General features: G+C 65.5%; 7 protein-coding genes. 6 read left to right on the plus strand and 1 reads right to left on the minus strand.

Annotation, left to right across the window (positions count from 1 at the left end; translation table 11 throughout):
- Positions 1-190 precede the first annotated feature (190 nt).
- Genes RT054_RS15470 through RT054_RS15485 form a run of 4 tightly spaced genes read left to right on the plus strand, consistent with a single transcriptional unit; the run spans position 191 to position 11,517 of the window.
- Positions 191-5,044, plus strand: a complete 4,854-nt coding sequence (locus RT054_RS15470; protein WP_313025347.1) for a sacsin N-terminal ATP-binding-like domain-containing protein — start codon at positions 191-193, stop codon at positions 5,042-5,044.
- Positions 5,041-6,561: an NERD domain-containing protein gene (locus RT054_RS15475; protein WP_313025350.1), complete on the plus strand. Its 1,521-nt coding sequence runs from the start codon at positions 5,041-5,043 to the stop codon at positions 6,559-6,561. The genes RT054_RS15470 and RT054_RS15475 overlap by 4 nt, the downstream gene beginning before the upstream one ends.
- A complete protein-coding gene (locus tag RT054_RS15480; protein ID WP_313025355.1) occupies positions 6,558-9,710 on the plus strand; it encodes a helicase-related protein in 3,153 nt (1,050 codons plus the stop codon). The genes RT054_RS15475 and RT054_RS15480 overlap by 4 nt, the downstream gene beginning before the upstream one ends.
- On the plus strand, positions 9,703-11,517 hold the full coding sequence (locus RT054_RS15485; protein ID WP_313025359.1) for a DUF1998 domain-containing protein: 1,815 nt from the start codon (positions 9,703-9,705) through the stop codon (positions 11,515-11,517). Before RT054_RS15480 ends, RT054_RS15485 begins: the two co-directional genes overlap by 8 nt.
- A gap of 28 nt (positions 11,518-11,545) precedes the next feature.
- Here the strand turns inward: RT054_RS15485 and RT054_RS15490 are convergent, their stop codons facing one another.
- On the minus strand, positions 11,546-12,061 hold the full coding sequence (locus RT054_RS15490; RefSeq protein ID WP_313025361.1) for a very short patch repair endonuclease: 516 nt from the start codon (positions 12,059-12,061) through the stop codon (positions 11,546-11,548).
- On the opposite strand from RT054_RS15490, the gene RT054_RS15495 reads away from it, so the two are divergent.
- Complete coding sequence (locus tag RT054_RS15495) at positions 12,060-13,247, plus strand: DNA cytosine methyltransferase (RefSeq protein ID WP_313025364.1); 1,188 nt, start codon at positions 12,060-12,062, stop codon at positions 13,245-13,247. The genes RT054_RS15490 and RT054_RS15495 overlap by 2 nt on opposite strands.
- A gap of 398 nt (positions 13,248-13,645) precedes the next feature.
- Positions 13,646-14,029, plus strand: a 384-nt coding sequence (locus tag RT054_RS15500; RefSeq protein ID WP_313025367.1) for a hypothetical protein, incomplete at its 3' end; no start/stop codon positions are given.

The following is a 14,029-nucleotide window of genomic DNA, read 5'->3' on the forward strand; positions in this document are numbered from 1 at the left end:
TCCCCCGCCTGTCGTCACTCACACCTTGGGTAGACGGTTCAGTAGATGGGAGGCATCGCGGGCGTCCTGATCTGGGTGGGTGGGAGCCTGTCCTTCCATGCAACCCTCGCTCTAAGCGGGTCACCGTGCCCTACAACATCTTTCGCTGGCATTGGACCCTCTTCCGAAACCGGACGATCTACCCTGATGAATGATCGACGAGAGCCGCATGACACTCGCAGCACGGACGGCGCGACCGCCACCGGAAGAGGGGGTGCCCTGCCAGGCCCTCTCCGATGCTGGTCAGCGCATCAGACTGACGAAGGGACGTCGCATGGCCGTGGGGGATTGGCTGAACGATCGCGCGTTGACGCGGACGCTTGAGGAACTCTTCGCAGCTGCGATCGGGGCGTACCAGGCAAACCCGAACCTGATCGTGGAACATGCCAACCTCGAACAGTCGATCAGGGTCGGCGGCTACGCCAATCGCACCCTGCTGGAACTCGTGCAGAACGCAGCAGACGCCGTCGCCGTGAGTACAGGCGGAACACGCGGCCGGGTGGAGATTGTGCTGGACCGTGGCCGCGGCATCTTGTACTGCGCAAACGAGGGCTCCCCCTTCGACACTGGCGGACTGACGGCGCTGATGCACGCCCACTTGAGTGCCAAGCACGGCGAAGAGATCGGCCGCTTCGGTCTGGGCTTCAAGTCGGTGTTGGCGATCACTGACCAGCCCCAGATCTTCAGCCGGTCGGTGTCGTTCGAGTTCAACTCACCACGGGCTCAAGAGCATGTCCGTCCGTTGGCCCGTGGACAGAGGCTGCCTATCCTCCGCACCGCGACGCTGATCGCAAATCCCGCTCGAGAGATCGAGGATGACCTCGTGCTCCGGGACCTATGTTCATGGGCATCGACCGTCGTCCGTCTTCCGGGCGCGGCGGCGAGTGTCGACAAGCTTCAGAAGGAGATCGAAGCTTTCCGCTCCGAGTTTCTCCTCTTCGTGGGCGCTGTCGGTGAAGTCCGTATGCGGATCGTGGGTGACGACGACAGGCAGTACGACCGTGTGCATGTCTCGCGCCAGCTGACCACGAATCGCCTGAGCATCGAAGCCCCCGATGGGGCCGGAAGCACCTGGCTCGTCGCAACCGACATGTTCTGCCCAAGTATTGATGCGCGCAAGGAGGTCGGCGAGGCGGTCGCCCGGGAGCGGATCAAGCTCACGGTGGCCGTCCCGGTTGAACGATCAGCCCGCCCGATCGGCGAATTCTGGTCCTACTTCCCGTTGCAGGACAAGACCAGCGCCTCCGCCCTCTTCAACGCTCCCTGGAGCGTCAACGACGACCGGACGACCCTCCTCCAGAACCGGTACAACCGTGAGATCGCTCTGCGAATGGCGCAGATGTTCGTTGACCTCATGCCCGAATTGTCGTCTCCGACGGACCCCGCCGCCCACTTCGAGTTTCTTCCTGCACGTGGTCGGGAGGTGCTGTCGTTCGGCGACAGATTGATGACGGCCCACGTGCCGCCCCTGGCGGCGGCGGGGGAGCTCATCCCCGATGCCGGCGGTGAACTCCACTCGCCCTCCGAGTTGACTCCGCTCGATTTCGGCGACATCGCGGACTATGAGATCGGGCATCCCTTTCTGCGCGCATGGTCGGAGGACTGTCCAGGGCAACCGGTGCCTCACTGGAGCTGCTACTTGGACAACACTCGCAGGACGCGCCTGCGTGCGCTCTTCATGGCCGATCTTCTGGAACCTGGCCAAGAGATGACACCGCGCGCCGAGACGCGTCTCCTGTCCAGCGTGCGGTCGATAGGATTTCGCTCCTGGCTACGCGCCTGGGCCGAGTCCGGCGCTGTAGGTGCGAGCCGAGCTGTGGCCTTGACGGCGGACCGGATCGGCAAGCATCCCGAACTGGCCGAAACGCACATCATCCCCACGACCGCCGGTCTCAAGACCCCGCGAGACTGCGGACACGTGTTCCTACGCCCCGTCGACGACATCAGCTTCGAGGGGGCGGCCTTCATCGACCCCGACTTCCTCGCTCTCGAGGGAAATGAAGCCGCCCTCAGGAGGCTGGGGTTCCGGGAACTCGATCCGCATGTAGTGTTCGAGCGGCGCCTGGAGAGCCTCGGGCCGGATTCATCGCCGGAGGAAGCTGAGCGCTTTTGGGCCTCGATCGACGCCGTGGAGCTGAAGCGAGCGGCGGAGTTGATCTTCCAGCGGAGGGATCAGGACATCCCGGTCCCCATCATGGGTGGCGGCTGGGCGCCCGCCTCCGAGGTCGTCGACGTTCCCGCCCTGGTCGGAACGCGCAGTCTCGTGCTCGACCGCGAGCTCTGTGTGCCCAAGCTCGCGCATGCGGCCGGCGTCGTCCATAAGGTGGTGCCCAAGTTCCCCCTCGAACTTGAGGCCGAGTCCGCGCGCTATCAGATCTCGGCGTTGGCGGCGTTCAACGGCACCCTGGGTCCTGGCGAGGCGGCCGCGGAGAGGGTCGATTTCGACGAGCATGCAGGTCCGGGCCCGGTGTCCGTGCTCGTTCAGCTGGCGGAAGCCCATGCCGGTTCCGCGATCCTCATGGAGTGGACCTCTGCCCTCGCTGCCGAGAACCCCAAGCTGGGGTGGACAGCGGAGGATGTGTCGGCGCACCGGACGCGAACCGTCCCCTCCCCCGCGTGTTGGGCGATCCGCGCCTACGGCGTGGTCGCGTCGAATGACGGTCCGAGACGCCCGACGGACATCGTGTCGGGTTCGTTGGTTCGCTATGAAGGGCTGCTCACCCTCTCCCGGGCGCCGAGGGCCTTGGAAGACCTGCTCGATCTGCCGCGGGAACTCACGGACGTTCCGGCACGCCTGTTCATCGAGGCCCTTGATCGGGAAACATTTCCCAAGAACGTGCGGGACGACATACTGGCAGAATTCGTACTCGCCGGTGCTCGGGCTGTGGATGCCACAGGCGGTCGCTTGATCCACGTCCCGGCGCGGGTGGGCCAGACGATCGAGCGGCAGCGTGTGGCGAACGTCTATCTCGCGACGACGGATGAGCAAGAACGGCTTTTGGCGGGCCGCCAACGACCGTACCTGCGTGTCGCGACGGACCTCGTGGACGACTACGTGCGTCTATGCGGCTGTAAACGGTTCGAGGACAGTTTCTCCTTCTCGACCATCGTCGAAGGTGAGCAGGAGCCCGAACTTCTCTTCGACCTCTTCCCCGGGCTCAAGTCGAACTGGGCCGTCGACCAGGAGAAGCTTCGCGGCGTCGTGGTCACCCGCGCGCTGAGCATCACCAAACGCGTGTCGACCGAGGACGGCGTCGAAGATCAGGTGCTCCCATACCTGATTCGCTCCGGATCGAGCATCGTCGCTCCGAAGTCACTGTCGGATCAGCAGTTGCTCGCGACGCTGAACGTCGCCCTGGGGATGCGTCTGTCCAATCTGGACCTGGAGAAAGTCCAGCAGGTCGCGGTGGACCAGATGTTGGAGCGCGCGCGCCAGGAGGCCAGGGCAGCGGCGTCCGACGCGGACCGTCTCGACATCTTCTTCGGCGAGGACACGCTGAGGGAGAAACTTCCGAACGGCCTGTGGCAGGCGTTGGAGGCGCAGGGTCTGGTGAACACGCGGACCAGCGTCGCCGAGCTTTTCCTCGTCGTATACGGCAGTGACGCAGTGAAGGAGCTCCGCGACCAGTTTGTCCAGGAGGGGTTCGAGGACGTCCCCGAGGAATGGGTGGGAGGCGGTAAGACCATCGATTGGCTGCGCAAGATGGGGTTTGCGCCCCGCTTCGCGGGTCGTCCTGCCGACCGGCAGCCGGATCAGTTCCTCGTCCCTGGCGCGGTGCGGTTGGGAGATCTGCACCACTTCCAGAAGAACGTGAGCGAGCAGCTGCGGCAGGTGCTCACGACGAAGTCCCCGGAAGGGCGTGCGCTGAAGGGCATGGTGGAGCTGCCCACGGGTGCAGGTAAGACTCGCGTGGCGACGGAGACCCTTCTCAAGCTCTTCAAGGACGACGTCTTGAAGGGAACGGTGCTGTGGATCGCGCAGTCGGTCGAGCTCTGTGAGCAGGCAGTACAGACATTCGGGCTGGTGTGGCGACACCTCGGGGACGAGCGCCCCCTGTCGATCGGCCGACTGTGGTCGACCAACACTGTCCGCGAACCCGACACCGAGTTCAGCGTCGTGGTGGCCACGGATGCCAAACTCGCCTCTGTCCTGGACGAGCCCGCATACGAGTGGCTCCGGTCCCCTAGCGCAGTGTTCGTAGACGAGGCTCACCGGACGGGTGGGTCGACGCGTTATACGGGACTGTTCCGACAGCTGGGCGTTGATGGGCACAACTGGGCCCGGCCGCTCGTGGGCCTATCGGCCACGCCGTTCAAGGGCAATGCTCGAGAGAGTGAAGCGACCAAGGAACTGGCGGCGAGATTCGACAATCGCCGTATGGAGGGGATCGAGGGAGACGCCTACCGGGAGTTGCAGAAGCTGGGAGTTCTGGCCAAGGTGCGCCATGAGGTGCTCCCGGGCGTCGATTACGACCTCTCGGCGAAGGACGAAATGGATATCCGAGACCGGAGGTTCGTCCAGCGTGGGGTTCTGGAGAAACTCGGCCGCGACCAGCAACGTTTGAAGATCCTGGTCGACCATATCCTCAGCCTCGACCCGGACTGGCCCGTGCTGGTCTTCACCCCGAGTGTCCTGTCCGCCCAGGTGCTCGCTGCGACGCTGCGGTACCGGGGGGTATCGGCTGCTGCGGTGAGCGGCCAGACCGGGCGGCAGGAACGCAGGGACACGATCGAGAGGTTCAAGAAGGGCGAGATCCGCATCCTGGCCAACTGCGATCTCCTCATCCAGGGGTTCGACGCCCCAGGCGTCCGGGCCCTTTACATCGCGCGGCCGACGTTCAGCCCAAGCTCATACATCCAGATGGCGGGCCGCGGCCTTCGTGGGCCCAAGAACGGCGGTAAGGAGGAGTGCCTGATCGTCGATGTCGCCGACAACTTCGGGGCCGCCAATGATTTCCTCGGCTACCACGACTACAAGGACCTGTGGAAGGTACAGCAAGGATGATCATCGTCCCCGCCTTGAAAGACATCGAATCGAACAGCCTGAGTTCGGCAGAGACGCGCCTTGCGCAGCTTCTCCACCGGATCGACGGTCCCGACGATGCCGTGGCGTTTCACTCCGTAAAGCTGCGCAGTCACCGATTCAAACAACAGGCGGAGGTCGACTTCGTCGTCTTCTGGAAGGGCGTCGTCTTTCTCGTCGAGGTCAAGGGCGGCGGCGTGCGCAAGTATGACGGCAAGTGGTACAGCGTCGACCGGCGCGAAGACTGGCACGAGCTCCGTGAATCGCCGATGGAGCAGGCGCGCGGCGGGATGTATGCCTTGAAGACGATCCTGCGAGAGGACGGTCTCGGCTGGTTTGCGGCCGAGGCCGTCGTGTTCACCCCGGACATCGATTCGCCACCTCCCAGTGTGGAATGGGACTCTTCGCACTGGTGGGCTCGGGAGGCAGCAACCGTCCACGGCCTGACCGAGGCGCTCGACCGGGTGGCCGAGGCCGCTCCCCAGACGCCACCGAAGGTGCCGGTCGCGTCGGCAAGGCAGTTGCGCGACCGCCTGTATGGGGAATTCACCCGCCTCCCCGTGGTGGACGTGCATCGCGGTGCCGTACTGGAAGAGCAGGTCATCGCCACGCAGGGCCAGGCCCGAGTACTTGCCGGTCTGGCCGTCAACCCCCGCCTGCTCGTCTACGGAGGCGCAGGTACCGGAAAATCCCTGATCCTGGCAGAGGCGGCACGCGAGGAGGCGCAACGGGGCCGTTCGGTTCTCATCACCTACCGCTCGCCCGAACTCACACGTTTCTTCGGGTCGCTCGTCCAGGGGTTCGGGATCGACCTGACACCCTTTGCGGAGCTCGCCGAGGGCACGTCGTATGACGTCGTCTTCGTGGACGAGGCCCAAGACCTGATGAATGCCGAAGGCATGGACGCTTTCGACAACGCCGTCAAGGGGGGCCGCGCAGCCGGTCGGTGGCGAATGTTCCTCGACCCGAACAATCAAGCGCGCGTCGACGGTGAGTTCGACCCGGACGTGCACGAGTTGGTGAGCTCCGAGGGCGCGTTGTTCTCGTTGGGCACCAACGTGCGCAACACCAAGGCGATCGTGCACGTGGTGCAGGAGTACCTCGGAGCGGATGTAGGCGACCCGGGCATCGTGGCCGGTGAGGCCGTCAATTGGGTGACGATCGGCGACGCCGCTGACCCTCTCGGGGCTGCCGAGTCCAAGGCCGTCGACCTCGCTGCACAGGGAGTGCGAAAGCGCGACATCTGGATCATCGACGTCGGATCCACGGCCTCCCCCTACACATCACCGAGGGGCGTCACCATCACCAGCCCCCGGTACGCCAAGGGACTGGAGGCCGAGCACGTCGTCGTGTGCGGTCTGCCTGGTGAGTACGACGACCGGTCGATCGCGGCATTTTACGTAGCCGTGACACGGGCCCGCGTTGCGCTGCACATCCTGGTGTCGAAGGCAGACAAGAGGGCTCTCATGACACTTCTGAAGCCACTGGAGAAGCGATGAACCTGACGCCCCTGCAGGAGGAAGCGCTGGCCCACCTGCGGGCCGCATACGTGGGGCCGGAAGAGGGCCCCCACGAGACGACCCTCAATCCGCCCCACCGACAGTACGTCGTGGGCATGCTCTTTCCGATCGAGCTGGGAAGGGACGAGCCGTCGTCTGTGGCCGCCGCCGGCATCGACGATCAAACCGTGTCGGCGGACGTCGAACAGGGCGACGTCGAGGAATCTGGCGCAGACGTCCCGCTTGCGGAGGACTGGCGCCCCTCGTCCGTTGCCGTGAGCTTCGTGATCGATACCCCGTCGGTGGTGGTCGACTTCGAGTGCGGAACCTATGCACAGGTCAATGACGAGGGCCCGAAGCGGTGGACACGCACGCCACACACACTGACGGGGCTCGCACTCTCTCGGGATGAGCCCCCGCTGGCGAAGACCGTCGGGGGCGTCCCGATCCAGATCGGTACCCGGTGGCGCGCCTACGGTGAGCAATGGCTCGTCACCGTCCATGTCCGCGTGACCGCCAAGAGCACAGGCGACGAGCGGGAGGACATCTCCCTCATGCTCTTCCAGGTTGCCCTCGCGGTGCGGGTACCACTGGGCTCCCGCTTCCTGGAGTACGACAAGACCCACAGATTCGACTCGGATCCCGAGGCTGCCGAGATCCGACTGCGCTACCGCAATTGCAAGGTCTACGCGGTGGGTCATGGGATGGCGTCGGACTGGGATGTCGAGGACGACACATGCACCAGGGTCTGGCTGAGCCCAGTACCCTCTTTCGTAGTGCCTGCCGTCGAGACAACCACTTTCGAGCAGGGCGCCCCCGAGTCGAAGGCTCTCGACCTACTCACTCTCGCCTCGATCGAGCAGGATCCCGAGGAGGTGCTGCAAGCACTCGAGGCATTCGTGAACGCGTTCGACGCTTGGGTCCGACGACAACGCGACCGAGTACCCGATTTCGGCGAGGACGTCGAGGTCGCCGATCGGATAGTCAGGCGGTCGGAGCTGTCTGTCCAGCGCATGGCGGACGGCGTCCAAGCCCTCCGTGATCAGCGCGTCCCGCACATCCGTCGCGCCTTCGCACTCGGCATGACGGCGATGGAACTACAAATGCAGCAGGGGAGCTGGTTGAGCAGCCAGAAGAGCCGGTCGGCCTGGCGTCCCTTCCAGCTCGGCTTTCTGCTCATCGCCCTCGCCTCGACCCTGGACCCGAGGCACGACGACCGCGAGCTTGTGGACCTGATCTGGTTCCCGACCGGTGGCGGCAAGACCGAGGCCTACCTCGGCCTCGCGGCCATCGAGATCTTCCGCCGGCGCCTCGCCCACGGCCCGGAGGGCGGCGGTACGGCGGTCATCACTCGCTACACACTCAGGCTTCTGACGTCGCAGCAGTTCCAGCGGGCGGCTGCTCTCATCTGCGCGATGGAACTCATGCGCCGGGACGACCCTCGCGTCCGAGGGATGTCCCCCTTCTCCATCGGACTCTGGGTCGGCAACGAGGTCACCCCGGGTAGCCACAAGGACGCGCTCGGCTCTTTGCAAAGGCTCCTGAAGGCCAAGCGGCCGGAGGAAGCGTTCGGGTTCCAGGTGGAGAGCTGCCCTTGGTGCCAGACCCCGAGCTTGCCCGGGCAGCAGGGGCGGGCGAATGAGTACGGCGTCAAGCGCGAAGGCAACAGGGTCGTCGCCCACTGCGTCGACCCCGGTTGCCCCTTCTTCGAAGATCTCCCGCTGCAGGTGGTCGACGAGGGCCTCTATGAGGAACCGCCCACGATCCTGCTGGCGACGGTGGACAAGTTCGCCCGACTGCAGTTCGAACCTCGCGCCGGGCGTCTGCTCGGGCTGGGCACGGCCTTTCTGCAACCGTCCCTGATCATCCAGGACGAGTTGCATCTTCTATCGGGGCCGCTGGGCACCACGGTCGCGGTCTTCGATGCTGTGCTCCAGGTCCTTCTCGAGTCCGCCGGGCACCGGCCGAAGATCGTGGCGTCGACGGCCACCATCCGGGCGGCTGCCGAGCAGGTCAACAGCCTCTATGGGCGTACTGTCGACCTTTACCCGCCTGCAGGCTTGGACGACGACCAGACGTTCTTCTCAGTGCCGGCCTCCACCGGTGAGGGGCGCCTCTACACCGGCCTCATGCCGCAATCGCTCCCCCAGACCACGGCCGTGGTCTCCGCGACGACGCCTCTCCTGGAACTTGCAGAGGTGTCGCGGTCGGGCGCACCCAAGGACGCCTATTGGACCGTGGTCATGTACCACAACAGCCTCCGCGAGCTGGGCCGGAGCAACACCCTGGTCGCAGACGACGTCGATGCACGGTTGGAGACCCGCGCCTCCCGGCTCGGGATCAACTACCGACCTATCTCTGCCTCGCGGGTTCTCGAACTCACTAGCAGGCGCAGGGCGGAGGAACTGCCGAGAGACCTCAAAGCGCTCCAGCGCCGCGTCGAGCAGTCCACCGATGCAGTGGACGTGGTCCTCTCGTCGAACATGCTGTCCGTCGGAATCGACATCCCCCGGTTGGCTGTCATGCTCATGGTCGGTCAGCCCAAGACGACGTCGGAGTACATCCAGTCGACAAGTCGTGTCGGTCGTGGTTCCGTCCGTGGCCTGATCGTCACCCTCTTCCGATCGAACAGGGCACGTGACCGATCCCATTTCGAGACGTTCCGTGCGAGTCACGAGGCTCTGTATCGGAGCGTCGAACCGACGAGCGTCACCCCGTGGTCCCTCGCTTCACGCGATCGTTCGCTCGCTGGCGCCTTGATCGCTCTGGTCCGCCAGGCGGTTCCAGCGCTGGCACCCAATGAGGCGGCCGGTGAACTCGACCCGTCCGTACCGTCCATCGATGCCGCGGTTTCGGCCCTGGTCAGTCGTTTTCTCGACGTCGTCGAGAGAGCCGACGGCTTCGAGCGCGCTGAGACGGAGGAACAGTTGCGGCTCCTGCGGGGGGAATGGCAGGTGCGTGCCGAGAGAGCCCGCCAGGCGGGTGAGCGCCTTTCATACGAAAAGCGGGGCGCGACCCCCGGAGAGGTGTTGGTGAGACGGTTCGGCGAGCCCGGGTCCGAGTGGCTGGTGGGAGACTCCATGCGTTCGGTGGACCCGAACGTGACGATCGAAGTTCGTGAGCCGTTCGAGGAGGTGTCCCGTGGATAGCATCCGGCATGAGTTGCGTCTGCCCGAGACGATCAGTCCCTTCGGGGTCGGCGCGATCACCGACATCCGAGGCGAGTCCCTCATTGCAGCGGACACATCATGGTGGGACCGTGGGCGTTCCCCAGAGGTGCATTGCACGCGCCTCAAGGAGCGTCTGGGGTCAGGCGTGTTGCGGGAGCCACCCACGAACCCGGGTTGGGCGGCCGTCGACTCTGCAGCGCTGCGTTACTGGCGCTTCCCCGCCTGGCGGTTCTGCGAGCGATGCGAACGGCTCGGGAGTATGACCGGGAAGAAAAAAGGCAAGTGGGACAACCACTGCGCTTGCGGTGGAGTCCTCGTGCCGATGCGTTTCGTCGCCGTCTGCGACGGCGGCAGCCACATCCAGGACATTCCCTGGTTCAGGTGGGCCCACGCGTGTCGGGAAGCAGGTGTGGAGGAAAACATCCGTGTCTGCCGCGCCTACAAGCAATTGAGCTTCCGCAAGATCACTGATGCTGGCGAGGGGCTCGGTTCTCTCTTCGTGGTCTGCGACGGCTGCAAGGCCCGCCGATCCCTGAGTGAACTCATCGGGCGCAAGGCACTCTCCCGTGACCACATCAGGTGCGAAGGCCGCCAGCCTTGGGAGGACGATGAGATCTCGGGAGACCGGCACTGCCCGCACGATCTGATTGCGACCCAGCGAGGAGCGACCGGCAATTACATGGCCGAACGCATCTCGGCATTGGATATCCCCGAAGCCCGGCCCGCGTCCGTGAAGTTCGCCGACAAGGTGCGGGCGCATGTCTACTTCCAGAAGGTCGTCGACGACAACGGGGGGCCGCAGGCGGAGATGGTCGCAGGCTGGATCGCGGACGAACTCGGGGGCACCCCGGACGATGTCTTGGCCATCGCCCAGGGTGGGGGGTCGCACTCCGAGGACATGCTCCTTGACCTGAAGGACGGCGAGTGGGCGGCGATGCTGGGCAAGCTCGCCAACCGCCGTGACCAGAACGCCGGGGATTTCGTCGTGGACGGACGGCAACTTGACGAGGTCGACGGTCCGAAGCGCCTCATGGAGATGGTTTCGGGTGTCGGGCAAGTCCGCAGGCTCCGTGAGGTACGGGCGCTGCGTGGGTTTCGGCGGTTCCGGCCAGACGCTGCGTTCATCCGCGCCGACCTCGGGCCGGACTCTTACCGCCATCCCACCTACCCGGCGATCGACGTCTACGGCGAAGGGATCTTCCTGAGGTTCGACGAGCAGCTGCTCGCGGCCTGGGAAGAGATTCCAGCGGTGAAGGCTCGAGCGGCCATCCTCAAGCGGCGGCGAGAAGAGTTGCCCTGGGCGGTCCAGCGACTGGATCCGCCGGACCCCCGGTACGTTGCCCTGCACACGTTCGCCCATCTACTCATTCGACGGCTCGCCTTCGAGAGCGGCTACTCCTCGGCGTCGCTGCAGGAGCGGATCTACGCCAATCCGGATCGTGTGGACAAGACGGCCGGAGTGCTCATTTACACGGCGGCGGGCGACGCTCAGGGAACGCTCGGCGGGCTCGTACGACTCGGGGAGCCAGCGAAGCTCGTGCCCCTTATCGTCGCAGCGCTGGAGGACGCCGATCTGTGTTCTAACGACCCCGTCTGTATCGAGAGCGACAAACAAGGCGCTTCGCAACTGAATCTTTCCGCCTGTCACGGTTGTGCGCTGGTGAGCGAGACCTCGTGCGAGACGTCGAATCGGCTGCTCGATCGTCAGCTGGTCTTGGGCGGGAGCGATGTGCCGGGCCTGCTCGACTCGGTGCTTCAAGAGATACGCCAGGGACACCCGCGCTGACCAGGTCGACCCTGGGGTAGCGCTCTGATCAATTTCTGACTTCCCTGGCCACGCGTTCGGCGACCTCGCACGGGTCTTCGTGCTCCCAAGCGCGGATGACCGTCCAACCCCACTGCTGTAGGTGGACGTCGGTCTCCCTGTCTCGTTCCACATTTCGGCGCAGTTTTTCGGCCCACCAGGCGCCGTTGTTGGCGGGGCTGGTGGCATGTTGCGGGCAGGCGTGCCAGAAGCAGCCGTCGACGAAGACGGCGACCTTGGCGCGGGTGAACGCGCTGTCGGCGCGCCGTCGTCGCATTCCCGGGAGTGGGTATTCGATCCGATAGCGGAGGCCGCGACGGTGCAGCTCGCGGCGGAGCAGCATCTCGGGCGTGGTGTCCTTGCGCGCCTGTCGGGACATCTGGGCGGCCGTGCGTGGGTCCGTGGTGGGGCGAGGGGCGGGGCCCGACCGCGGCGCGACGCTCCCCTCGGTGGAATCCGTCGCGACCGCGTCGAGGGTCGGACGGTGCCGGGGTGGGACCTGGAAGCCGGCTAGGCTGTCCTTCATGCCCACCATCCTGCCCCCTACGTCGTCCGAGGCCGCCCTCGGCGACGACCGGGGCATGACGGTGCTCGACCTGTTCGCCGGGGCCGGTGGATTCTCCGAGGCCTTCAAGCAGGCCGGCTATCGGATCGCAGGCGCGGTCGAGTTCAATCACGCGGCAGCGGCGACCTATGCGGTCAACCACGGCGACATCATTGCGGCGATGCCGATCCAGAAGTGGCTCGCGACGTATGAGGTCCCCGGCGTGGACGTCATCGTCGGCGGCCCGCCGTGTCAAGGCTTCTCCCGTCTCGGCCTGCAGGACCCGGACGACGAGCGCAGCAAACTGTGGAGTGAGTACGTCGAGGTCGTGGTCAGGGCCCGGCCCCGATACTTCGTTCTCGAGAACGTCGGGGCATTCACCAAGGCCCCCGAATATGCGGCACTCACCGCGGAGGTCGGTCCAGGGGGCCGTCTGAGGGAGTACGACTTCATCGCAGCCGTCCTCAACGCAGCCGACTACGGGTGCGCCCAGGCCCGCCGCCGTACGATCTTCATCGGCTACCGCCGTGACCGCCCCGTCCCGGAGTTGCCGAAGGCCACGCATGCAGGAAGACACCTGACGGTCCGCGATGCGTTCGCCGCTCGGCGGGTAAGGTCCAAAGTTCGTTACGTCGACCTGGAGGACATCGTCCCGACGCGTCGAGCCGACGGTTATCGAGGCCCTTTCACCTCTCGCCAACTGCACGTCGATCGGACATACTCGTCCACCTCCAAGGCACGCTTCCGCTGCATCCCCGCGGGAGGCAGCCGCTACGATCTCCCAGACGCTCTCCAGGCGCCATGCTGGCGGGGCTTCACGACCGGTGCCGGGGACGTGATGGGGCGCCTGCACTGGGACAAGCCATCGGTCACGATCCGCACCGAGTTCACAAAGCCAGAGAAGGGGCGTTATCTTCACCCTTCCGAGGACCGCGCCATCACCCTGTATGAGGGAGCGCTGTTGCAGGGATTTCCCGACGACTACAAATGGGTCGGCTCTCGGACCGAGATCTCGCGGCAGATCGGGAACGCCGTGCCCATCGAATTGGGGCGTGCCATTGCACGTCAGTTGCAACTCGAGGCCGCTCGGCCCGCGGAGACCGAGCCGTTTCCAGGGAACCTCTTCGACGTGGACGCAGTCGATCGGATCCGACGCGATATCGCATGAGCCGTTCTGACGACGACCGCCCCTGACAGGGGCCACCTGCCGGCTGCCGTCGGCGGGCTCCGGGCCGGTCCGGAAGAGGCGGTGACGAGATTAGTTTGCGCTGTGGGCTGGCGGTGCCTCTACGGTCACTTGGCTGAGGCCCGACTGAGGCTTCTCGCGGGCCGCTGGCTGAATCGCCCTTGAGCGCGTGATGGGGGCGGACCGAGGATCGATTCATGCAGTACAGGCGGATGGTGGCACTGACGGTGGTCATGGTCGGTGCATTGGGGGTCACCGGTTGTTCACGTAGCGGGCCGGTGACCTCTGAGCTCCCGTCAGGGACTGTGCCGGTCACACGGGCCGGGATACCGTCGACAGTCGGCGGCCCCACGGCTCTGCGATCCACTACGTCGCAGGCAGTGTCCACCTCGCCGACGGGCGGGGCTTGGAAGCCCTTCAAGGTCAAAGGCATTCCGGGCCGGGCTCTGGTGACGAGGCTGAACGGCGCCTCGTCGGGCGTGACGATGAAGGTGTTCGTCTGGCTGCCGCCGCAGTACGACGACCCGGCGAACGCGGCCACGAGGTTCCCCGTCGTCGTCGCCTACCCGGGCGGCGCGGGAGCCGGGGGAGCGGTGTGGTTCTCGCACGGTGCGCCGGAGGCCATTGCTGCCAGCGCCAAGGCGGGCGGCTCCCCGTTCGTTCTTGTCGAACCCCAGATGCAGGTCTCCGAAGGTCTGGACACCGAATGTGATGGCGCTCGGCGAAAGTCCCCAGGGGCGCTCATCGAATTTCCCCACCCTGGG

The sequence above is a fragment of the Mobilicoccus sp. genome (assembly GCF_032060985.1).
Lineage (GTDB): Bacteria > Actinomycetota > Actinomycetes > Actinomycetales > Dermatophilaceae > Mobilicoccus.

Excerpts from the sequence above, each read along its gene's own strand:
- RT054_RS15480 (WP_313025355.1), top strand. The coding sequence starts at position 6,558 with ATGAACCTGACGCCCCTGCAGGAGGAAGCGCTGGCCCACCTGCGGGCC.
- RT054_RS15475 (WP_313025350.1), top strand. The coding sequence starts at position 5,041 with ATGATCATCGTCCCCGCCTTGAAAGACATCGAATCGAACAGCCTGAGT.
- RT054_RS15470 (WP_313025347.1), top strand. The coding sequence starts at position 191 with ATGATCGACGAGAGCCGCATGACACTCGCAGCACGGACGGCGCGACCG.
- RT054_RS15495 (WP_313025364.1), top strand. The coding sequence starts at position 12,060 with ATGCCCACCATCCTGCCCCCTACGTCGTCCGAGGCCGCCCTCGGCGAC.
- RT054_RS15490 (WP_313025361.1), bottom strand. The coding sequence starts at position 12,061 with ATGAAGGACAGCCTAGCCGGCTTCCAGGTCCCACCCCGGCACCGTCCG.